At 43.3% G+C, this 19,977-nt stretch carries 19 protein-coding genes and 1 other RNA gene; 3 read left to right on the forward strand and 17 right to left on the reverse strand.

Features of this window, described 5'->3' with window-relative positions:
- Window positions 1-78 precede the first annotated feature (78 nt).
- From rnhC to recD2, 3 genes are all read left to right on the forward strand, one after another.
- Window positions 79-960, forward strand: coding sequence for a ribonuclease HIII (gene rnhC / locus ACVX3R_RS07495; protein WP_458794747.1), 882 nt, complete (start codon window positions 79-81; stop codon window positions 958-960).
- A gap of 3 nt (window positions 961-963) precedes the next feature.
- Window positions 964-1,578 (forward strand): signal peptidase I, encoded by a 615-nt coding sequence (gene lepB / locus ACVX3R_RS07500; RefSeq protein WP_001083992.1) that lies wholly within the window; start codon window positions 964-966, stop codon window positions 1,576-1,578.
- 130 nt (window positions 1,579-1,708) lie between these two features.
- Complete coding sequence (gene recD2, locus ACVX3R_RS07505; protein ID WP_458794748.1) at window positions 1,709-4,078, forward strand: SF1B family DNA helicase RecD2; 2,370 nt, start codon at window positions 1,709-1,711, stop codon at window positions 4,076-4,078.
- 47 nt (window positions 4,079-4,125) lie between these two features.
- Here recD2 and tig read toward each other — a convergent pair whose 3' ends face one another.
- The 17 genes from tig to ACVX3R_RS07590 all read right to left on the reverse strand — a co-directional run bounded on the left by tig (window position 4,126) and on the right by ACVX3R_RS07590 (window position 19,915).
- Window positions 4,126-5,409, reverse strand: coding sequence for a trigger factor (tig, locus tag ACVX3R_RS07510; protein WP_458794749.1), 1,284 nt, complete (start codon window positions 5,407-5,409; stop codon window positions 4,126-4,128).
- 90 nt (window positions 5,410-5,499) lie between these two features.
- Window positions 5,500-6,156, reverse strand: a complete 657-nt coding sequence (locus ACVX3R_RS07515; RefSeq protein WP_458794750.1) for a DNA alkylation repair protein — start codon at window positions 6,154-6,156, stop codon at window positions 5,500-5,502.
- Window positions 6,157-6,789: a response regulator gene (locus tag ACVX3R_RS07520; protein ID WP_458794751.1), complete on the reverse strand. Its 633-nt coding sequence runs from the start codon at window positions 6,787-6,789 to the stop codon at window positions 6,157-6,159. It abuts the gene before it with no gap.
- A gap of 10 nt (window positions 6,790-6,799) precedes the next feature.
- Window positions 6,800-7,798 (reverse strand): envelope stress sensor histidine kinase LiaS, encoded by a 999-nt coding sequence (locus tag ACVX3R_RS07525; protein WP_458794752.1) that lies wholly within the window; start codon window positions 7,796-7,798, stop codon window positions 6,800-6,802.
- Window positions 7,795-8,493, reverse strand: a complete 699-nt coding sequence (liaF, locus tag ACVX3R_RS07530; protein ID WP_455324714.1) for a cell wall-active antibiotics response protein LiaF — start codon at window positions 8,491-8,493, stop codon at window positions 7,795-7,797. The genes ACVX3R_RS07525 and liaF overlap by 4 nt, the downstream gene beginning before the upstream one ends.
- Before the next feature lie 166 nt (window positions 8,494-8,659).
- Window positions 8,660-9,661: a type 2 isopentenyl-diphosphate Delta-isomerase gene (gene fni, locus ACVX3R_RS07535; RefSeq protein ID WP_458794753.1), complete on the reverse strand. Its 1,002-nt coding sequence runs from the start codon at window positions 9,659-9,661 to the stop codon at window positions 8,660-8,662.
- Window positions 9,645-10,652, reverse strand: coding sequence for a phosphomevalonate kinase (locus ACVX3R_RS07540; protein ID WP_458794754.1), 1,008 nt, complete (start codon window positions 10,650-10,652; stop codon window positions 9,645-9,647). The genes fni and ACVX3R_RS07540 overlap by 17 nt, the downstream gene beginning before the upstream one ends.
- Window positions 10,639-11,592 (reverse strand): diphosphomevalonate decarboxylase, encoded by a 954-nt coding sequence (gene mvaD, locus ACVX3R_RS07545; protein ID WP_458794755.1) that lies wholly within the window; start codon window positions 11,590-11,592, stop codon window positions 10,639-10,641. Before mvaD ends, ACVX3R_RS07540 begins: the two co-directional genes overlap by 14 nt.
- Window positions 11,574-12,452: a mevalonate kinase gene (mvk, locus tag ACVX3R_RS07550; protein WP_458794756.1), complete on the reverse strand. Its 879-nt coding sequence runs from the start codon at window positions 12,450-12,452 to the stop codon at window positions 11,574-11,576. Before mvk ends, mvaD begins: the two co-directional genes overlap by 19 nt.
- A 119-nt stretch (window positions 12,453-12,571) precedes the next feature.
- The gene (gene cbpC / locus ACVX3R_RS07555) at window positions 12,572-13,591 is read right to left on the reverse strand and encodes a choline-binding protein CbpC (RefSeq protein WP_458794757.1); all 1,020 of its coding nucleotides are present in this window, start codon (window positions 13,589-13,591) and stop codon (window positions 12,572-12,574) included.
- Between the two features lie 99 nt (window positions 13,592-13,690).
- Window positions 13,691-14,380, reverse strand: coding sequence for a response regulator transcription factor (locus ACVX3R_RS07560; RefSeq protein WP_458794758.1), 690 nt, complete (start codon window positions 14,378-14,380; stop codon window positions 13,691-13,693).
- A gap of 11 nt (window positions 14,381-14,391) precedes the next feature.
- Window positions 14,392-15,816 (reverse strand): NADP-dependent phosphogluconate dehydrogenase, encoded by a 1,425-nt coding sequence (gndA, locus tag ACVX3R_RS07565; protein WP_458794759.1) that lies wholly within the window; start codon window positions 15,814-15,816, stop codon window positions 14,392-14,394.
- A 75-nt stretch (window positions 15,817-15,891) separates the two neighbouring features.
- Window positions 15,892-17,334, reverse strand: coding sequence for a cell division site-positioning protein MapZ (gene mapZ / locus ACVX3R_RS07570; RefSeq protein ID WP_458794760.1), 1,443 nt, complete (start codon window positions 17,332-17,334; stop codon window positions 15,892-15,894).
- A 12-nt stretch (window positions 17,335-17,346) separates the two neighbouring features.
- Window positions 17,347-18,504 (reverse strand): THUMP domain-containing class I SAM-dependent RNA methyltransferase, encoded by a 1,158-nt coding sequence (locus tag ACVX3R_RS07575; RefSeq protein ID WP_458794761.1) that lies wholly within the window; start codon window positions 18,502-18,504, stop codon window positions 17,347-17,349.
- A gap of 83 nt (window positions 18,505-18,587) precedes the next feature.
- Window positions 18,588-18,969, reverse strand: an RNA gene (gene rnpB, locus ACVX3R_RS07580) — RNase P RNA component class B.
- Between the two features lie 22 nt (window positions 18,970-18,991).
- Window positions 18,992-19,318 (reverse strand): cell division regulator GpsB, encoded by a 327-nt coding sequence (gene gpsB, locus ACVX3R_RS07585; protein ID WP_000146527.1) that lies wholly within the window; start codon window positions 19,316-19,318, stop codon window positions 18,992-18,994.
- 69 nt (window positions 19,319-19,387) lie between these two features.
- The gene (locus ACVX3R_RS07590; RefSeq protein ID WP_458794762.1) at window positions 19,388-19,915 is read right to left on the reverse strand and encodes an SLOG family protein; all 528 of its coding nucleotides are present in this window, start codon (window positions 19,913-19,915) and stop codon (window positions 19,388-19,390) included.
- Window positions 19,916-19,977: the final 62 nt, after the last annotated feature.

Here is a 19,977-nt window from a genome sequence, read left to right on the forward strand (position 1 = left end):
CCTCACGATATTATACCAAATTTCGCTAACTTTGTCAGTTTTTACCAATTCTCCTGCTTTTGTGGTACAATAGAGACTATGGCAAGTATCACACTCACACCAAGTGAACAGGAAATTCAGAGCTTTTTAAGTCAGCATCAGAAGGCTCTCAGTCCTAGTAAAAATCCTTATATTCGCTATTTTTTGCGCTTTCCTCAGGCAACAGTTTCCATCTATACTTCTGGAAAAGTCCTCCTGCAGGGCGAAGCTGCTGAGCACTACGCCAGTTTCTTTGGCTATCAAGTTGTAGAGGAAAACAGTGGACAAGATTTTCCTATGATTGGGACTGATGAGGTGGGAAATGGTTCCTACTTTGGTGGGCTGGCTGTCGTGGCTTCCTTCGTGACACCGGATCAGCATGACTTCTTGCGAAAACTCGGTGTGGGGGATTCCAAGACTCTGACAGACCAAAAGATTCGTCAGATTGCCCCTATCCTTAAAGAAAAGGTCCAGCACCAAGCGCTCCTCCTTTCACCGAGCAAGTACAACGAAGTTATCGGAGAGCGCTACAATGCTGTTTCTGTAAAGGTTGCCCTTCACAACCAGGCTATTTTTCTCCTGCTTCAAAAAGGAGTCCAGCCAGAAAAAATCGTGATTGATGCTTTTACAAGCGCTAAAAACTATGACAAGTACTTGACGCAAGAAGCCAATCATTTTCCAAACAAGATCACTTTGGAAGAAAAAGCTGAGGGCAAATACCTGGCTGTTGCAGTTAGCTCTATCATCGCGCGGGATCTCTTCCTCGAAAACTTGGAAAATCTTGGACGAGAACTAGGCTATCAACTGCCAAGTGGCGCTGGAACTGCATCTGATAAGATTGCTAGCAAAATCCTTCAGGCCTATGGCATGAAAGGACTTTATTTCTGTGCCAAACTACATTTTAAAAACACTGAAAAAGCCAAAGCACTTCTAGAAAGGTGAGTTATGAATTCGTTTAAAACATTTCTAAAAGAATGGGGAGTTTTCTTCCTGATTATCGCGCTGGTCGGCCTTAGCCGTATCTTCCTTTGGAGCAATGTCCGTGTGGAAGGACACTCGATGGACCCTACCCTAGCCGACGGAGAGGTTCTCTTCGTTGTTAAACACCTCCCAATTGACCGCTTCGATATCGTGGTTGCGCATGAGGAAGACGGAAATAAAGACATTGTCAAAAGGGTCATCGGCATGCCTGGAGATACCATCCGCTACGAAAATGATAAACTCTTTATCAACGGTGAAGAAACGAATGAACCCTACCTAGCTGAATACCTCAACTTGTTCAAAACAGAAAAGTTGCAAAATACCTATACTGGAAAAGGATTTGAAGGCAATAAGGGAGTCTACTTTAGAGAACTTGCTCAAAAAGCACAAGCCTTTACGGTCGATGTCAATTCCAACACCAGCTTCAGCTTTACTGTCCCTCAAGGTGAGTACCTTCTCCTTGGCGACGATCGTCTAGTCTCTAGCGACAGCCGCCATGTTGGTACCTTCAAGGCCAGCGATATCAAAGGCGAAGCAAAATTCCGTTTCTGGCCACTTAACCGTATCGGAACTTTTTAAGATAAGGAAGAGGCCGAGAATGCTAAGTCTCAGTCTCTTTTTCTATTGCGAGAAGAAGGAACTTTTAGTCTCCTAGCTTGTTGAAAGAAGCTAAGGGACCAATTCTCACGAACTCATGTAAAGGAAACCTATGGAAGTTTATTTTTCAGGCACCATTGAACGCATTATTTTTGAAAATGTTAGTAATTTTTATCGCATCCTCCTCCTAGATATCGAAGATACCAATGCGGAGGACTTTGACGATTTTGAAATCATCGTTACAGGAACCATGGCTGATGTGATTGAAGGGGAAGACTATACTTTTTGGGGACAAATCGTTCAGCACTCCAAGTATGGGGAACAGCTTCAGATCAGCCGCTATGAGCGGGCAAAACCAACTAAGAATGGGCTAGTCAAATACTTTTCCAGTAGCCATTTCAAGGGGATTGGTCTCAAAACGGCCCAAAAAATCGTTGATAGCTATGGTGACAATACCATTGACGAAATTCTAGAACATCCTGAAAAGCTAGAAGGCATCTCAGGACTCTCTGCCAAAAACCGTGAGGCTTTTGTTTCCACCCTCCGTCTCAACTATGGGACAGAAATGGTCTTGGCTAAACTTGCCAACTACGGAATTCCCAATAAACTGGCCTTTCAGATTCAAGACTTTTACAAGGAAGAAACGCTAGATATTGTCGAAAACTATCCCTACCAACTGGTTGAAGATATCAAGGGCTTGGGTTTTACCATTGCAGACCAATTAGCTGCCGAACTAGGTATCGAAAGCCAGGCTCCTGAACGCTTCCGTGCTGGCCTTGTCCACAGTCTTTTTCAAGGCTGTATGGATACGGGCGATACCTATATGGAAGCCCGAGATTTGCTGGAACAAACCCTGACTCTCCTCGAGTCTTCCCGTCCCGTGGAACTCGATCCCAGCCAAGTAGCTCATGAATTATCTCATTTGATTGAAGAAGATAAAATCCAACAGGTGGATACCAAAATCTTTGATAACAGCCTCTTTTTCGCAGAAGAAGGTATTCGCAGTCATTTGGTTCGTATCCTCGAAAAAGGAAAGAAACAAAGTCAGGATTTAGAAACCATTCACAAGCATATCGCTACTGTTGAGCAAGAATTAGCTATCCAATACGATGACATTCAAAAACAGGCAATCTGTGATGCTATCCAGAACAAGGTCTTTATTCTAACAGGTGGACCTGGTACTGGTAAGACGACTGTTATCAATGGGATTATCGCTGTTTATGCCCTCTTAGAAGGACTTGACCTCAGGAAAAAAAGCAACCTACCGATCCTTCTCGCTGCACCAACTGGTCGAGCAGCTCGGCGCATGAATGAATTGACAGGTTTGCCTAGCGCGACCATACATCGTCATTTGGGGATGACGGGAGACGATGATACCAGTCATCTAGAAGATTATCTGGATGCCGACTTTATCATCGTGGATGAGTTTTCTATGGTGGACACTTGGCTAGCCAACCAACTTTTCTCCAACATATCTTCTAACAGTAAAATTCTCATCGTAGGTGATAGCAACCAGCTACCTTCTGTTAGTCCCGGACAAGTCCTTGCTGACCTGCTCCAGATATCCCTGATTCCGCAGACTCGCTTAGAACGAATTTACCGTCAGAGCGAAGAATCAACTATCGTCACCTTGGCTAGTCAGATTCGACAGGGAATCTTGCCAGCTGACTTTACTCAGAAAAAAGCTGACCGTTCCTACTTTGAAATCGCTAGCGGCCACATCCCAGCTACGATTGAGAAAATTCTTGGTGCTGCCCTCAGAAGTGGCATTCCGGCTCGTGATATTCAGGTATTGGCGCCTATGTATCGAGGAACTGCTGGTATTGACGCCATCAACCAGCTCATGCAAGACTTGCTCAATCCACCACAAAAGGGCCAAATTAGCTTTGAAGCAACTCAGTGTCACTATCGAACAGGGGACAAGGTTATTCACCTAGTCAACGATGCCGAAGTCAATGTCTTTAACGGAGACCTAGGCTACATCACAGACCTAATTCCTGGAAAATACACCGAGTCCAAACAAGACGAGATTGTCATTGATTTTGATGGCAATGAGGTCATCTACCCACGTAACGAATGGTACAAAATTCGACTAGCCTATGCCATGAGTATTCATAAGTCTCAGGGAAGTGAGTTTCCTGTTGTCATCCTGCCCATCACCAGTGCTAGCAAGCGCATGCTGGAGCGGAATCTCATCTATACAGCTATTACACGGGCCAAGAGCAAGCTCATCCTTCTTGGTGAATTACAGGCTTTCGACTATGCAGTCAAGCACATCGGGACTGCTCGCAAGACCTATTTGATTGAACGCTTCAGTGATTTAATTGAAAATGACATTGAAGAAAGTAAACAAGCCTTCTCTGAAACTGCCACATCAAGTGACTCTGAACAATCCTACATCCTCACCGAGGAAAACTGGGCTAGTATTCCTGCTATGATCGGGATTACAGATGCAGACCTCAAAGAGATTTTTGGAAAATAGTGCATCAGAAAACCCACCTAGTTAGGTGGGCTTTTTCTCTTTTAAGATTATTTTACTGTTGCTGTACTTGTGATCAATTCAACAGCTTTTTTGATTGCGATATCGTGTTTCAACATATCAGCTGAAAGCAAGTTTTGTACTTGTGCCACTTCCATGTTGTAAGTTGCTGCCAATTGTTCGATTTCTTTTTGGATTTCTTCTTCAGTAGCGTCAAATCCTTCAGCCTTCGCAACTGCTTCGATAACAAGGTTAGTCTTCGTACGTGACTCAGCTTCTGCTTCGTATTGTTTGTGAAGGTCTTCTTGAGTAGTTCCTGTGATTTGGAAGTACATGTCAGGATTGATACCTTGACGTTGCAAGTTTCCAAGGAATTCATTTACTGAACGGTGAACTTCCTCGTGGATCATTTCTTCTGGAAGTTCTACGATTTCAGCGTTTTCTACAGCTTTATCAATTGCTGCACCTTCAACGGCATCTTTGTATGCTTCTTCTTTCGCAGCAGTCAATTCTTTGCGGTATTTTTCTTTCAATTCGTCAAGTGTTTCCACTTCTTCGTCGATGTCTTTTGCAAGTTCATCGTCAAGAGCTGGAACTTCTTTTGCTTTTACTTCGTGAATAGTTGTCACGAATTTAGCTTCTTTACCTGCAAGGTCTTCTGCTTGGTAGTCTTCTGGGAATGTTACGACAACGTCAACAGTTTCGCCAGCTGAGTGTCCAACCAATTGGTCTTCAAAACCAGGGATAAATTGACCTGATCCAAGTCCAAGTGAGAAGTTTTCACCTTTTCCACCGTCAAATTCAACACCGTCAATAGAACCAACAAAGTCAATCACAACAGTGTCGCCATTTTCAGCAGCGCCTTCTTTGATAACCAATTCAGCCAAGTTGTTGCGTTCGCGTTCGATACGTTCTTCAACGTCAGCGTCTGTCACTTCTTTTTCTACATCCACTGATACTTCAAGGTTTTTGTAGTCACCCAATTTTACTTCAGGTTTTGTCACGACTTCAGCTGTGATAACCCAGTCTTGACCTTTTTCCATTGAAGTCACATCGATTTTTGGTTGTGCAACGACTTCAAGACCAGCTTCTTTTACTGCAGCTTCATAAGCATTTGGCAAAAGTGCGTTCATTGCATCTTGATAAAGAGCTTCTTCACCAAATTTTTGGTCGAAGATAGGGCGTGGAAGGTGACCTTTACGGAAACCAGGAACGTTAAGAGTTTTCTTTACTGAGTTAAATACACGGTCCAATTCTGGTTTGATTTGGTCTTGAGAGATTGTGAAAGTCAAGACACCACGGTTTGTTTCTTTGTTTTCAAATGATACAGACATTCTGTCATTTCTCCTTAAAATTTTTAATACAGTCCATTATACCATATAATAGCGACTTTTTTCAAGTAATGAATGCGCTTTTCAATAGTGCTAGAGGTACTTGCTCGCTTCCTTGATACTAAATTCAGCCATTCTTTTCTTATTTTTTTCAATAAAACGTGCTACCCATTCGGGATTGGTTTTAGAGTAGTCTCTTAGAGCCCAGCCGATGGCTTTGTTGATGAAAAATTCTGTCTGGTCCAGATTGTTTAGTAGGACCTTTTCCATCAGTTGGACATTCGTTTTCTCTTTTCTTAACAACTGGTGGTCAATAGCGACTCGTCTCAGCCAGATATTATCTGATAGGCTCCATTTTAAAAGCACATCTTCAAGTTCCTGATGGTTGGCTACCAAACTCCCTACTACTCGATCTAGGATATCTACCGTGTCCCACCAAGACTTGGTCACGACCAGGCGCTCAAGCTTAGGCAAATCCTCCTTCGTTAGATAAGACTGCATGGCTTTCAAATAGTTGGCGGCCACATACTGGTATTCTCTAGGCTCCTTTTCCCAGCAAGTCTCTACAAAAGCCCAATCGATAACCTTTGTTTTTTTCGCACTTGGAAAGTATTTTTTATAGAGCGCATTTCTTTCAGGTGCCACAATGCCTAGAAATGGGAATTGATTCCTCATGTAGGCTTCCATGGGGCCTGCTTTTTCTAGATCTTTTGCCACTTCTAGCTCCTCAAGTAAATCTGCAAGACTCATCTAAAAGTCCTCCTGCCCGACCAAGTGGTGCTGAAAGGCATAGACCGCTGCCTGAGTGCGATCGCTGACCTCAAGTTTGGCTAGGATGTTGGACACATGGGTCTTGACCGTCTTGAGAGAGATAAAGAGTTCATCTGCGATGCGCTGATTTTCGTAGCCCTTGGCGATGAGTTGGAGCACATCTCGCTCACGCGCAGTCAGGTCCTCATGAAGTTCCATATGATTGCGGTGGTATTCGACCTTCTTGCTGACCTCTTGCTCAATGGCAAGTTCTCCAGCAGCTACCTTACGGACGGCATGAAGCAGTTCGTCTGCACTAGAAGTCTTGAGCATATAACCCCTAGCACCGGCATTCAAGACCGGCATGATTTTTTCATTGTCTAGGTAAGACGTCACAATCAAGATCTTGGCTTCAGGCCATTCTTTGAGGATGGCCAAGGTGGCATCAATCCCATTCATCTCAGGCATGACAATATCCATGACAATGACATCTGGACGCAATTCCAAGGCTAAGGAAATCCCTTGGATACCATTGGCCGCCTCGCCCACGACTTCTACATCGTCTTGGAGGTCAAAGTAGCTTTTCAAGCCCAATCGGACCATTTCATGGTCATCTACCAGTAAAATTTTCATCTTTACTCCTTTATGATTCCTTGTCGAGTAGCGGAATACGGATATCAACCGCCAGTCCTTGCTTCGGAGCTGTCAATAGTTGAACTGTTCCTGCCATATCTTCAACCCGCTCCTTGATATTTCGAAGTCCATAACTCAAGTCGTCTAAGCTCCCCAACTGGAAACCAATCCCATTGTCCACCACTTTTAGTTGCAATTCAAAATCAGTCTGATAGAGGTAGACATCTAGGCAAGATGCCTGGGCATGGCGAAGGGTATTGCTGATCAACTCCTGAAGAATACGGAAGATATGTTCTTCAATCTTCTTAGGCAATTTAGACACGTTTTGCTTGAGACTAACCTTGAGATCACTCTTGTCCTCAAGCTCTTTTAAGAGGATTTGAATCCCCTCAATCAAACTCTTCTCTTCCAACTCAACAGGTCGCAAATGTAGGAGCAAGACCCGCAAATCTTTCTGGGCTGTTTCGAGAATGGCTGCGACACTTTGCAACTGGGTCTGCATCTTTTCTCTATCCAGCTTCAAAGCCTGCTGACTGACACCTGATAAAATCATATGGGCCGCAAACAACTCCTGACTAACCGTATCGTGCAAGTCACGTGCAATCCGCTTCCGTTCTTTCTCGATGATTTCTTCTTCCTTGACCAGGCTTTGATTTTCAGCCTTTTGAACAGCTTCTGTCAAGAGGTTGAGCTTGCCAGACAAGGACTTAAAACTGGCATCCAAATCTGGATCTGCAAAGGAAACTACCTCTTTTCCTGCTAGCAGTCGCTTGAGATTGACCTGCATTTTTCTGCGAGAAATTTCTGCCATCACGCGCCAAAAGAGGACAAAAAAGAAGGTCATGGAAAGACTAAAGACAAAGATCAAGAAGATGAGTTTCTCTGTTTTCTCGATATCCTGTAGCAAATAGGACCAGTCTAGCTCAAAAATATCAAGTAGACTATTGGTCAAAAAGAGGATAAAGAGGAAAGAAGTCAGCCCGATTAATAGATACGATTGCTTTTTCATCCTCTGACCACCTCCACATCACCAACCATACTTGTCAAGAAAATCTTGACACTCTTGTTACTCTTGAGATAGTCTCTGGTTTCCTGATGATAGTGTTCATTGCGGAGGGCTCGCTTGGGTTGATGGAGGAAAGTTAGATCTCCATAGAGGCAGTTGACACTGAGACTGATTTCCACATCTACTGGCACGATAATTCTAGTCGTTCCCACCATCTTTCTGAGGATGATGACATTGTCATGATTGGTTAGGATGACTCTCTCTAGATGAATGGTGTCCTTACCCATGAGGCGAAAGAGGTTGATATCATCAAACTGGCAGGTCTGGTGACTAGAGAAATGATGGAGATTGCCAAACCAGCGATTCTTTTCATTTTTAACCGTCACCACCTCTTCAAAGACCAGATCGGTCTCCTCTCTTTCTTGATTCATCATCGGATAGAGAAGAAAGAGGCTATATATAACTGCCACAAAGATGGCTAAAATCACAAAGGGATTGAGCATGACGATAAAAAAGAAAAGAATGGTGGCCACAAGGAGAAGAAAGTTATTGCCCTCTTTGCCTGCATAATAGCGTATCAGGAGAAGAAAGAGGAATAAAATCAGCAGAAAACGCGAAAAATGCTCTGATACCATCAAAATCAGAGCTCCCGTCAACAGACAGGCTTCAATAAATAAAAAGATTTGAAATTTTTTCATAGATGCATCCTCTCTTTTCTATTTTATCATAATTCAAAAAAGTCACCTCGGTCTGAGGATGGAAAAAGGAGATAGGACAGAAATCGCTCTTAGAAGCCAGGCTCTTTCAGCCTACTACAGTTGACAAAGAGATATAAAAAAGGGCGGGATTCTTGTCCCGACCTCTCTACATCTGATCTTTTGCTTCTTTTAGTTTACCGTAAAGAATATAGTCTACGTTTTGCAGATCCGCTATGGTGGCACAATTAAGGGCACACATGATCAAACGCAGGTCTTCTTTCCAGATTTGGACAATACCAATCACCTCTTCGACGGAGTAAGTTTCAATCAACTCTAGAACGGTTCGAGACAATCCCACAGCCTTGGCACCAAAGACCAGGCACTTAATCATATCAAGAGGATTTCGAACCCCTCCGCTAACCAAAAGTTCGACCTTGTCTTTCCATTCTTGAGCATTGAGGAGGGCCTGCATGGTGGACTGACCCCATTGATTGAGGTAATCACGCTGACCACTGCGACGGTTTTCGATATAGGCAAAGCTGGTGCCACCACGACCTGACAGGTCAACCGTTCGAACACCCAGTTCATAGGCTCTTTTTATGGTATTTACATCCATCCCAAAACCCACTTCCTTGAGAATAATAGGAACAGGGATCCGCTTGCTATAGTCTGCCAGATGCGATTGCCAGCTTCGAAACTTTCTTTCTCCCTCGGGCATGAGTAATTCCTGCATGACATTGACATGCACTTGCAGGAGGAGAGGATTCATCACTTCTACAGTCTGAAGTCCTAACTCAACAGGCTTGTCCAATCCAATATTGGTTCCAAGGAGGAGCTTTGGATGGCTAGATTTGACAGAAAAAGAGGCATCTGTTGGATCTTTGAGGGCTGCGCTATAAGATCCCGTCACAAACAAAATCCCACAGGCTTCTGCCACCTGAGACAACTTTTGATTGATTTCTTTACCTTTTTCGCTCCCACCTGTCATGGCATTGATATAAAAAGGAAAATCCCACTTTCGACCAGCAAATTCTGTCGACAGATCAATCTCATCCAGATCGTAAAGAGGCAGGGAAGAATGAATCAACTCCACCTCATCAAAGCTATTATAGGAACTTTTCTGCTCAAGGGCATAGCGGATATGCTCGTCCTTACGATTTGTCGTCATGTCCTATCCTTTCTTGGTATAAGAGCTCAATCCCCAGATTGGCCCAACGGTTTTTTAAGGTTTCAGTTGATTGCACATCAAAACTCAAGGCAATGCCACAGTCACCACCACCAGCGCCACTACTCTTGGCAACAGCCTGTAAATCTTTACTGGCTTCTTTCAACTGTCTCAGCGAAGGTGTGTAAATATCTGGGCTCAAACCTTCTAAAAGTTGACTGGCTGTTTCCAGCTGTTCGATGATTTTTTCTGCATTCCCCTGCTCCAAGGCTTCTACCAAAGCAGCCACCGTTGCTTTTGAGGAACTTAAAAAATTCTGATTGATGTTTCGCTTGATTTGCTGAACCATTTGACTCGATACAGCCACTTGCTTGGTCCATCCCACTAGGAAATCACATTCTAGACCTGGTTTTACTTGTGAGATAGAAAAGCCCCAGCCACGCTCCAAAACTGTCGCCAAGCTTTCTTCTTCCAACCAAGCAGCCACCTTCTTTCGATCAAATGACTGGTAGAGAACCAAATCCTCTGCTACGATACAGGCAAGGTCTCCCATGGAACCATTGTCGCCTCGCTTGAGCAAGACCGCGCTTGCCAGCTTGAACAAGAGTTCCGAATCAACCGTAATATCATATAGAGCCAGCAGGGCCTTGATCACCAAAACAACGACGCTACCACTAGAACCCAGACCAAACTTTTTGCCTTCCCGTTCCATTTTTCCACTGATTTCTAGAGAAAAAGGCTTTAAATCCTGACCTCGATAAGTGAGAAAATCTTCCACTAAAGCAATCGTTTCCTGAATCAAGCTGTAATCAGGATTTGGCATCAAGTCCACTGCGAAATCAAACATGTCTGAGTAGATACGATAGTTCTCAGAAAAAGCAATCTCAGCCTTCATATAGATGGGAATGGCCTTTATCAAGGCTAACTGCCCTGGCTCTAAAATAGCATATTCACCTGCCCAATAGAGTTTTCCGCAAGTTTTAACAGCAATCATCTTGACTCAAATCCTTTGTTTTTGACACAATCAAGCGATAATGTCGACCGAAGATTTCTGACAAATGCTCCAAGTCTTTCTCCTGACAGAGAACCTTGACATTGGGACCAGCATCCATGGTAAAGTAGCAGGCTTCCCCTTGCTCGCGAAGTTGGCGGACAAAGTCCATCGCTTCATAAGTCGCATCCGTCAGATAAGAAAAGGCTGGTGATGCTGTTTTGGTCGTAGCGTGCATAGCAAGGGCATTTTTCTCTGTTAATTCCCCAACCTTGGCAAAGTTATTCTCTTTGAGATAAACCAGCATATCCTGATAATCCTTCTCAGACTGGCGTACCCAGTCATCAAAGGTCGTCGAGGTTTCCACACAGAGTTTCATCCCATCACGGCTAGAGATTGGTTTTTTCTTGTCCTCCAGCACTAACATGATCATAGCTAGTTTCAGGTCTGTATCAACAGGGTAAATCTCTCCACTATCCTTATCCCAGGCCCCTAGTGGTCCATAAAAACTGCGAGAGGAAGAACCTGAGGCAAACTTAGCCTCCTGCGCCAACTGACTTCTATCCAATCCAAGCTGGAAATAAGCATTGCAAGCCTTGACCAAGGCGGACAAACCACTAGAACTGGATGACAAGCCAGCCGCAGTCGGCATATTGTTTTGGGTATCAATACGGACAAAACCTTCCCCAGCCGGACGGTAACGGTCAATGATTTTGCTCATCTTAGTATGCTCCGCCTCATTTTGTAGCTGACCATTGATATAAAAGGCATCAGCAGTCGCATCCGTCGGTAGAGGCGACAAGGTTGTCTCTGTATACATGTTTTCCAAAGTCAGAGAGATGCTGCTAGTAGCAGGAACCATCTCTTTTTCTTTTTTCTTTCCCCAGTATTTGATAATGGCAATATTTGCGTAGGAACGTACTGTTACAGGCTTTCGATCCATGTCTGAACAGCTCCTTTCTCTTCTAATCTTTCTGCTAGTTCTTGAGCTTGAGTCAAATTGGTTGCCAAGGCTATGATACAGCCTCCAAGCCCACCACCGCTCATCTTAGCACCCAGAGCGCCATGGTTAAGAGCCGTTTCAACCAGAGAGTCTGCTTCAGGACTACTGACACCAATTTCTTTTAAATGTAAATGCGCTTGACTGAGGATTTGTCCCAGTTTTTCAGCATCTTTTTGTCTGATCACCTCTTCTGCCTGCTGGGTCAATTCTCCCAAGGCATGCAAAAACGGCAGAGCATCCTTCCCCTTGCTTTGAACCACTTGGATGGCTTCGCGTGTATGGCCATACACACCTGTATCTGCAATCACCAAATGGGCGGATAGATCCATCTCTAGCTCTGTAAATCCAACGTTCTTGATAAAGCGAATAGGTTGGTCACTGAGACAGGTCTTGGCATCCAACCCGCTTGGATTCATATGGGCAATCATCTCAGCTCGATTGACCAAGATTTCTAGCACACCATGAGGCAGGTCGGCTTGATAGTAGTCAAAAACAGCTCGAATGGCTGCTATGCTGATAGCTGCTGACGAACCCATTCCCCGTTTTTCAGGGATAGCCGAGTCAATCACACAGCGAATGCAAGCATCTTTAATCTCTAAATATTCTAACGAAGCATACACAGCCATGGACAAGGTGTCCTCCTCATAGAGGCGCCAAGGACTTTCAGCAGGAACTACCTTACATGTCACCTCTACCTCTAAGAGAGGCAGGGAAATGGCAGGATAGCCGTATACAACAGCGTGCTCTCCTATTAAAATAATCTTACTATGTGCCTGACCGACACCAACTTTTTTTATCATGTTTTCCTTTAACCAGACGGAAAGACCGTCTTGCTTTTCATACAGTAGTATTTCCTCCTATCTATTTTATTATATTTTCACAAAAAAAGCGATTGTTTCCTTCACAATCGCCCCTTTCATTATTGGATCCATTCGCCATTATAGTTGACAGAATAACCATCTACGGTCGTATTCACTGCCAAAGCACCTGAGCTGTAAGCATAGTACCATTTGCCATTGAGCTGGAACCAGCCTGTCTTCATGTCACCATTACTTGCGTTTAGATAATACCACGTCGAACCTTCCTGATACCAACCAGTTGCCATAGCTCCTGATGAACGGAGGTAGTACCACTTGTTCCCAAGGTATTGCCAGCCCGTTTTCATATCGCCATTTGGCTCGTCTAAATAATACCAAGTGGAGCCTTCCTGATACCAACCAGTTGCCATGGCTCCTGATGAACGGAGATAGTACCACTTATTGCCAAGTTGTTTCCAACCCGTTTGCATAATGCCAGTTTCTGGGTCTAGGTAGTACCATGGAGCAGGTTTGCTTCTGTCAATACCAAAAATAACATGAAAATCTTGAGTCCAACCCTTAGCAATTTCACCAATTGGTAGTGGATAGTAAGAATCATCGCCAGAATTTCCTAGCTTATTTAAATAATACCATTGACCATCTTCATAAATCCAACCTGTCTTCAAGGCGTAATCTTCATCGAAGTAATAGGCTCTCTTCTCAGCAGAAGGATTGTACTGTTCACCATATACTTTTCCTGTATTTTCAGACGATTTTGCCTCTAAGACCTGTTTCTCTGTCTGTTCTAGCAAAGCGCCATCTGAACCAAAGTAATACCATCTTTGTTGGAGTCCAATTTCTTTTACTCCATGATTATCAAATAAATTATCTCGATAGCCTGTTCCTGAAATTTCTACGTATTGCCAACCGATAACCATTTCTCCTCTATCACCAAAATAGTACATTTTCCCGTCAATCTTATGCCAATAGATTGCTTTATGGTCATCTTTTATATAATATTTTCTATTGTCCTTATCAACAAATTGTCCACCTGTGGTATCCGCCAATACGGTGCTTGTCGCTAGCAAAGCAAAGAGAAAGATGGCTAGTCCAACTTGCATCATTATTTTAAATTTTTTCATTAGATCTTTCCTCCATAACTGATTGTAGCAAAGACCTGACTGTATGTCAATATATAGAAACTTCTCAAAAAAAGCAGTTACATAACTGCAACTGCTTTTCTATTCTTGCATGGTGTAACCAACACCACGCACGGTTTTAATGTAGCTTTTTTGACCTTTTACATCAAGCTTGCTACGTAGATAACGGATATAAACATCCACGATATTGGTCTCTGTCGCACTTTCGTACTTCCAAACACTTTCCAGTAACTGCTCACGAGTCAAGACTTTCTTGCTTCCCATGAGAGTAGCCAGAAGGTCATACTCGCGGCGCGTCAGAGCAATCATCTCCTCGCCACGATAAACGGTATGATGTTCTACATCCATACGCAAATTGCGGTAAGACGTTGGGACCTTCATTTGACTACAGTGTTGGTCGATAAAGTCCCGACCTCGGAAAATCGCTGAAATACGAGCCACCAGCTGATCAATAATCACTGGCTTATAGATGTAAGAAACGGCGAAGCGCTGGATTGTCTCAATCTGGTCTTGCAATTCTTCGCGATGGTCCAAGACCATGATCACTGAGGCTGGTTTTGTCCGACTCAGCTTATCTGCAAAATCCTGGGCAGTCATATCCCCCAGACGAGCATTCAGTAAAATCAAGTCATAGTCCGTCTGGAGAGCCATGGAGAGGGCTTTTTGCCCCTCCTCAACAAAGTCGACTCGGTATTGCTCTTTTTGGAGTTCCAGACTGAGAAAATGAGCGAGATTTCGTTCTTTCTCAAGTAATAAAATCCGTTTCCCCATGGCAGACCTACTTATTTTTCGTCATACCAAGAGTAGTGGAAAGTTCCTTCTTTGTCTTTACGTTGGTAAGTGTGGGCACCAAAGTAGTCACGTTGCGCTTGGATCAAGTTAGCTGGAAGGTCTGCTGAACGATAGCTATCAAAGTAAGTAATAGCTGCTGAGAAGGTTGGTACTGGTACACCAGCTTGAACCGCAAGAGTTACGATATCACGCACTGCTTGTTGGTACTTAGCAGTGACATCCAAGAAGTATTCATCCAAGAGAAGGTTGGCAAGGTCTGCATCACGGTTGTAGGCATCTGTAATTTTTTGCAAGAAACGTGAACGGATGATACAGCCATCACGCCAGATAGATGCGATATCCGCAAATGGCAAGTTCCAGTTATTTTCTTTAGAAGCCACACGCAATTGAGCAAAACCTTGTGCGTAAGAAATGATTTTTGAGAAGTAAAGAGCTTGACGAATCTTTTCGATCAACTCAGCCTTGTCACCTTCAAATTTGAAGGCAGCTGGTTTTGGAAGCACCTTGCTAGCATGTACACGCTCTTCTTTGTATGTAGAGATGTAACGTGCAAATACTGACTCAGTGATGAGTGACAATGGCACACCAAGGTCAAGTGATGATTGGCTAGTCCATTTACCAGTCCCCTTATTACCTGCAGCATCAAGGATGTAGTCTACGATTGGTCCATCCTGACCTTCATCGTCTTTACGGCTCAAGATATCAGCTGTGATTTCGATCAAGTAGCTGTCCAATTCACCCTTGTTCCACTCAGTAAAGATTTCAGCCATGTCTTCTGCAGAAAGGCCTAGCAAGTGTTGCATCAAGTCATAGCTTTCTGCGATCAATTGCATATCCCCATACTCGATACCGTTGTGAACCATTTTCACATAGTGACCAGCTCCATCAGGACCGATGTAAGTCACACATGGTTTGCCATCTTCTGGTGCTTTAGCTGAGATTTCTTCAAGAACATCAGCAACCAATTCGTAGGCTTCTTTTTGTCCACCAGGCATGATAGAAGGACCTTCAAGGGCACCTTTTTCACCACCAGAAACCCCAGTACCGATAAAGTTGATGCCTGAGTTTGCCAATTCTTCATTACGACGGATGGTATCTTTGTAGAAAGTGTTTCCTCCGTCAATCAAGATATCGCCCTTGTCAAGGTGAGGAAGAAGAGCTTGGATAGTTGCATCTGTACCAGGTCCAGCTTGAACCATGAGCATGATACGGCGAGGTTTTTCGATAGATTGAACGAAAGACTCCACATCGTAGCTTGGAACAAATTTCTTTTCAGGATGGCAAGCAATTACATCTTCTGTTTTTTCTTTACTACGGTTGTAAATGGCAACTGTATAGCCACGAGATTCGATATTTAGGGCAAGGTTACGACCCATTACGGCCATACCTACGACACCAAAGTTAGCTTTTGTCATGTGACACTCCTCTTGTTTAATATGTTTTATTTTATCATTTTTACCTATGAAAGGAAAGAATTTTGTAACGGACTCCTAGTAATCCAAATCATCTGCGTGACCAGCTCCATTACCGACAAAGTATCCAGTCTTACAGTTAAGAGTGAAAAGATAGGTTCCATCTGGTTTGTAGAGGTTGTAATAACCATTTCCGTTTACGATATTGACCCGTTCTAGGATATATTGATTACCAGTGATATAACCACGAGCGCGTGATGTTGCTAGGATTTGTTCCAAAACACCATCAGCAAAATTCCAGGCAGGGTTATTGCTATCGTCTACAGCTGATTGGTTGTAGGGTACACGACTAGCACTTCTTTGAAGATTGACACCATCGCTAGACAAACCACCATTTGTGTCTCTAGCTGGTGCCGTAGTGCTGGTTGAAGGTGTCGTACTGCTTGCATTGTTTTCTGTAGCGGAACTTGAACTTGCTTGACTTGAGCTGGAACTTGAGCTGGAAGCACTGGTTTGTTGGCTCTTACCAAGGCTAATTGCCTGAGCTAACAGTTTATCAAGCTCTGTATTTCCCGTTTTAACTTCCGTGAACTTAGCATCCGCCTTGGCTTTAGCATTGGTATCCAAGACACCATCAGTAATAGCTGGACTTTCAAAGAGGGCATTGATATCTTGAATGGCCTTGATTTGAGTTGCTAGGCTATCGTATTTTGACTTAGCTAGTGTATAATCACGGCTACCTTCTAACTTATCTAGCAAGTTTTTTAGCTGGCTCAACTTATCGAACTGGCTATTTTTTAAAGCAGTCTTATTGGCATCTGTATAGAAGGAATCATAAAGCGTATTGAACTCTTGCAAGTCGGTTTGCGATTCTTGATTTCCTGAAGATGATTGAGAAGACTGAATTTCTTGGTTTGAACGAGATACCTGACGGTAGACATAATACGTCCCAGCAAGAACAAGAATCGCAGCTACCACAGAAACGATGGTAATCACACGTTTCTTTTTAGAGCCTGTTTCAGGTTCCGTCTGTACTGATCGTGATAGGGAAGTATAGGTTTCTTCTTGTTCCTCATTTTCCTCATTCATTTCCTTGGATGCTGTTTCTGTTAAAACGAGAGGCTCTATTTCAGCACTTTCTTCATCTTGAAGTGGAGGAACAAACTGAGTAGTTTCTTCATTGTCTATCTCTTCAATAGATTCCTCGGAAACCACATCTGAACCTTCTACCTCTCCAGAAAGTTCACTTGTTTCACGAACTTCTTGGATCAATTCCTCTAAGTTTTGAGTAGAAGCCAACTCTTCTTTTTCAAACTGACGAGTTTCAAACTTATCCGCCTCGATCTCTTCGCGGTGCTGTTTGATATATTTATCCAAGATATTGTCTTCAGGCAATACTCCAGCCTCAACCTCTTCATTCTTACGAATTGCTTGACCAACAGTCAAATCTTTTGCTTCGTCAAAGTCGAATTGTGGCTCTTGCTGTTCTTTTTTATGACGATCATGTCTTTTCTTGCTCATGAGTTTACCTTTCTATTTTACCTCTTGGCGTTTCACACGCTGACCAAAGTATTGATACAAATCCACTTTTAAGGTCCCGTTATAGAGTTTTCGTTTTTTATCTGCTGGACTTCCGTACTTACTTTCAAAAGCTTCGTCACTCGTCAGGATAAACTTACTCCAGGTTTTCAGTGGTGCAAAGACCTGTCCCATCTCAGCATAAAGTTTCGTAACTCCTGCATCATCGGACAAGCGCTCTCCATATGGTGGATTGGAAATGATAACGCCATTGATCTTGTCTGAGCGCAAATCTTGTACCCGCATTTGCTTAAAGGTGATATCTCCTGCAACACCTGCTGCTTGGGCATTTGCCTTGGCAATTTCTACCATACGAGCATCAATATCACAGCCCATGATATCCAGCTCTATCTCACGATTGATTTTCTTAGCAGCATCAGTACGGACCTCTTGGATTAATCGATCGCTGACCCAGTTCCATTCCTCAAAAGCAAAGGAACGGCGAAGACCCGGCGCCATCTTTCTAGCAATCATAGCCGCCTCAATACAGAAAGTTCCTGAACCACAGGTCGGATCAATCAAGAGCTTATCTGGATACCAGTTGGAAAGTTGCAAAATGGCCGCTGCCATGTTTTCCTTGATAGGAGCTCCACCCTTTTCCGTACGATATCCACGTTTAAAGAGGCTAGAACCTGTCGTGTCAATCATGACAGTTGCCACATCTTTCAGAATAGATACCTCAATCTTAAACTCAGGACCAGTTTCCATCAAAGGAACTCCTTCTGGGCGGGCATAGTATTTTTGTAATTTCTTCACAACAGCTTTCTTAGAAATAGCCTGAACACTGGGCTCGTTATGAAGTTTAGACTTAACACACTTGGCCTTGGAAATCGGGAAACGCGCCCCAAGCGGGAGATAGTTTTCCCAATCTAGAGCAAAAACACCTTGAAAAAGCTCTTCAAAGGTCTTAGCTGGAAAACTTCCGACTACAATCTTGATGCGATCCGCTGCACGAAGCCAAAGATTAGTCTCAATGATTGCCTTCACATCTCCTTGGAAGCGGACACGCCCATTTTCAACCTGGCAATCATAACCCAGGTCTCGCACCTCACGTCCAACGACAGCCTCAAGACCCGCCGCAGCAGTTGCGATTAAATTAAATTGTTCTTTCATTTCTAGTCTTGCAAGACCTTTCTCTTGTTCACTTTAAAAAATGAGGTTGAGAAAGATTTCTCAGCCCCAACCTATATGCAATTTTCTATAAGCCATGTTTTGTTCCAGAAGTGACTAGGACCACTTCCTTCGATAATCATCTGTCTACCGCTAACAGCATGAATCTGCTAGCAGTCAGAGTACTACGTTCGTTTCCGTGCACTCCATGCCCCGACCAAAATTTGGGTTGCTAGCTTGAGGGGTTTACCGCGTTCCACTCTCTCTGTTTCCAGAAAGACTCCGTCACTGTGGCACTTTCAAGCCTATTCTGACCTATCCGAAGACTTAGCCATTTCGACTGCCGTAACGATTTCTCGTCCCTAGGCTTATGGATTCGCCTAGCACAAACACTACAGGCATCACAGCCTGTGCTAGCATGGACTTTCCTCATGAAAAGAAATTCTCTTCACGCGATTATCCAAAAATTGCACTCATCCCTTACTCAATATCAATCTTGGTTGTCTAAGATTTGCTTACCAAATACTTCTTTTTCGAGACGATTTAAGCGTTTCAAAATATCAAAATTTGTCATTGAAGTAGAAGCTGTTACTTCAATAGAGTCTGGTTGAGTTGGAGCCGCCTGTGGTTTACGAGACAACTCCTCCTTCAAATCAGCAATTTCTTGGCGAAGGGATTTAACCAAAGCCGCGTAGGTTTCATAATCCTTAATCACATCATCTAGGAATTCATCTACCTCTGCTTTGCTGTATCCACGTACTTCACGTCCAAATTCTTGTTCAAAAATATCTTTCGCTGAAAATATAATACTTGCCATGTCTCTCTCCATTCTGAGTTACTAGTATCATTATATAAAAAAAGACAAGTAAAAATCAAGGTCAAAGGGTTACTTTTCAGAAAAATTTTCTGCTAGTTCATTTAACTCATCAAATGTTAATTGCCTTGTAACATAGTCCGCTTGATTTTTCATCATTTGGTAAAAATATTGTAACTTAGTTTTGTTTTCCTCATCATAAAAAAGATAGCAAATATCTGTGTTCTCCAGTAAAAATTTCTGATAATCACGTAGTTGCCCCTTGTGTTCATATTGTGGATAGGCATATTTGACAAAATCAACTTGCTTGAATTCGCTCAATTTCACTTGATTGGCTTCATTCCAATTACTGCCATGAGTTTCAAAATCAAAAATGGTCGCCAACTGAAAGCCATAGTCTGCTTTCATATCCTGTGCCACTTCCAGCGCCCAGTGCTCAAAGCCCAAGGTCCCTGTAAAGACAAGCCAGGTCACCCCTTCCTCTGCTAGACGCTCCAGGTCTCTCCGAATAGCTGTTTTGATAATACCAACACGAATATCCTTGTCATTAAAGAGACCAAGGTCGAAGGCAGAATAGCCTAAAATCAAGGCTGTTGTCATTTTTAACCCTTTCTTTGTAAATTTATGATATAATAGAGTGATGTTATTGTACCAATAAGGAG

The sequence above is a fragment of the Streptococcus sp. 517s genome (assembly GCF_054445985.1).

Bases quoted from the DNA above. Each gene is read 5' to 3' on its own strand.
- gpsB (WP_000146527.1), bottom strand. From the start codon at position 19,318: ATGGCAAGTATTATATTTTCAGCGAAAGATATTTTTGAACAAGAATTT.
- mapZ (WP_458794760.1), bottom strand. From the start codon at position 17,334: ATGAGCAAGAAAAGACATGATCGTCATAAAAAAGAACAGCAAGAGCCA.
- gndA (WP_458794759.1), bottom strand. From the start codon at position 15,816: ATGACAAAAGCTAACTTTGGTGTCGTAGGTATGGCCGTAATGGGTCGT.
- liaF (WP_455324714.1), bottom strand. From the start codon at position 8,493: ATGAAAAAATTTCAAATCTTTTTATTTATTGAAGCCTGTCTGTTGACG.
- ACVX3R_RS07575 (WP_458794761.1), bottom strand. From the start codon at position 18,504: ATGAAAGAACAATTTAATTTAATCGCAACTGCTGCGGCGGGTCTTGAG.
- ACVX3R_RS07525 (WP_458794752.1), bottom strand. From the start codon at position 7,798: ATGAAAAAGCAATCGTATCTATTAATCGGGCTGACTTCTTTCCTCTTT.
- ACVX3R_RS07515 (WP_458794750.1), bottom strand. From the start codon at position 6,156: ATGAGTCTTGCAGATTTACTTGAGGAGCTAGAAGTGGCAAAAGATCTA.
- lepB (WP_001083992.1), top strand. From the start codon at position 964: ATGAATTCGTTTAAAACATTTCTAAAAGAATGGGGAGTTTTCTTCCTG.
- fni (WP_458794753.1), bottom strand. From the start codon at position 9,661: ATGACGACAAATCGTAAGGACGAGCATATCCGCTATGCCCTTGAGCAG.
- recD2 (WP_458794748.1), top strand. From the start codon at position 1,709: ATGGAAGTTTATTTTTCAGGCACCATTGAACGCATTATTTTTGAAAAT.
- mvk (WP_458794756.1), bottom strand. From the start codon at position 12,452: ATGATAAAAAAAGTTGGTGTCGGTCAGGCACATAGTAAGATTATTTTA.
- ACVX3R_RS07590 (WP_458794762.1), bottom strand. From the start codon at position 19,915: ATGACAACAGCCTTGATTTTAGGCTATTCTGCCTTCGACCTTGGTCTC.
- ACVX3R_RS07560 (WP_458794758.1), bottom strand. From the start codon at position 14,380: ATGGGGAAACGGATTTTATTACTTGAGAAAGAACGAAATCTCGCTCAT.
- ACVX3R_RS07520 (WP_458794751.1), bottom strand. From the start codon at position 6,789: ATGAAAATTTTACTGGTAGATGACCATGAAATGGTCCGATTGGGCTTG.
- mvaD (WP_458794755.1), bottom strand. From the start codon at position 11,592: ATGGATCGAAAGCCTGTAACAGTACGTTCCTACGCAAATATTGCCATT.
- ACVX3R_RS07540 (WP_458794754.1), bottom strand. From the start codon at position 10,652: ATGATTGCTGTTAAAACTTGCGGAAAACTCTATTGGGCAGGTGAATAT.
- rnhC (WP_458794747.1), top strand. From the start codon at position 79: ATGGCAAGTATCACACTCACACCAAGTGAACAGGAAATTCAGAGCTTT.
- cbpC (WP_458794757.1), bottom strand. From the start codon at position 13,591: ATGAAAAAATTTAAAATAATGATGCAAGTTGGACTAGCCATCTTTCTC.
- tig (WP_458794749.1), bottom strand. From the start codon at position 5,409: ATGTCTGTATCATTTGAAAACAAAGAAACAAACCGTGGTGTCTTGACT.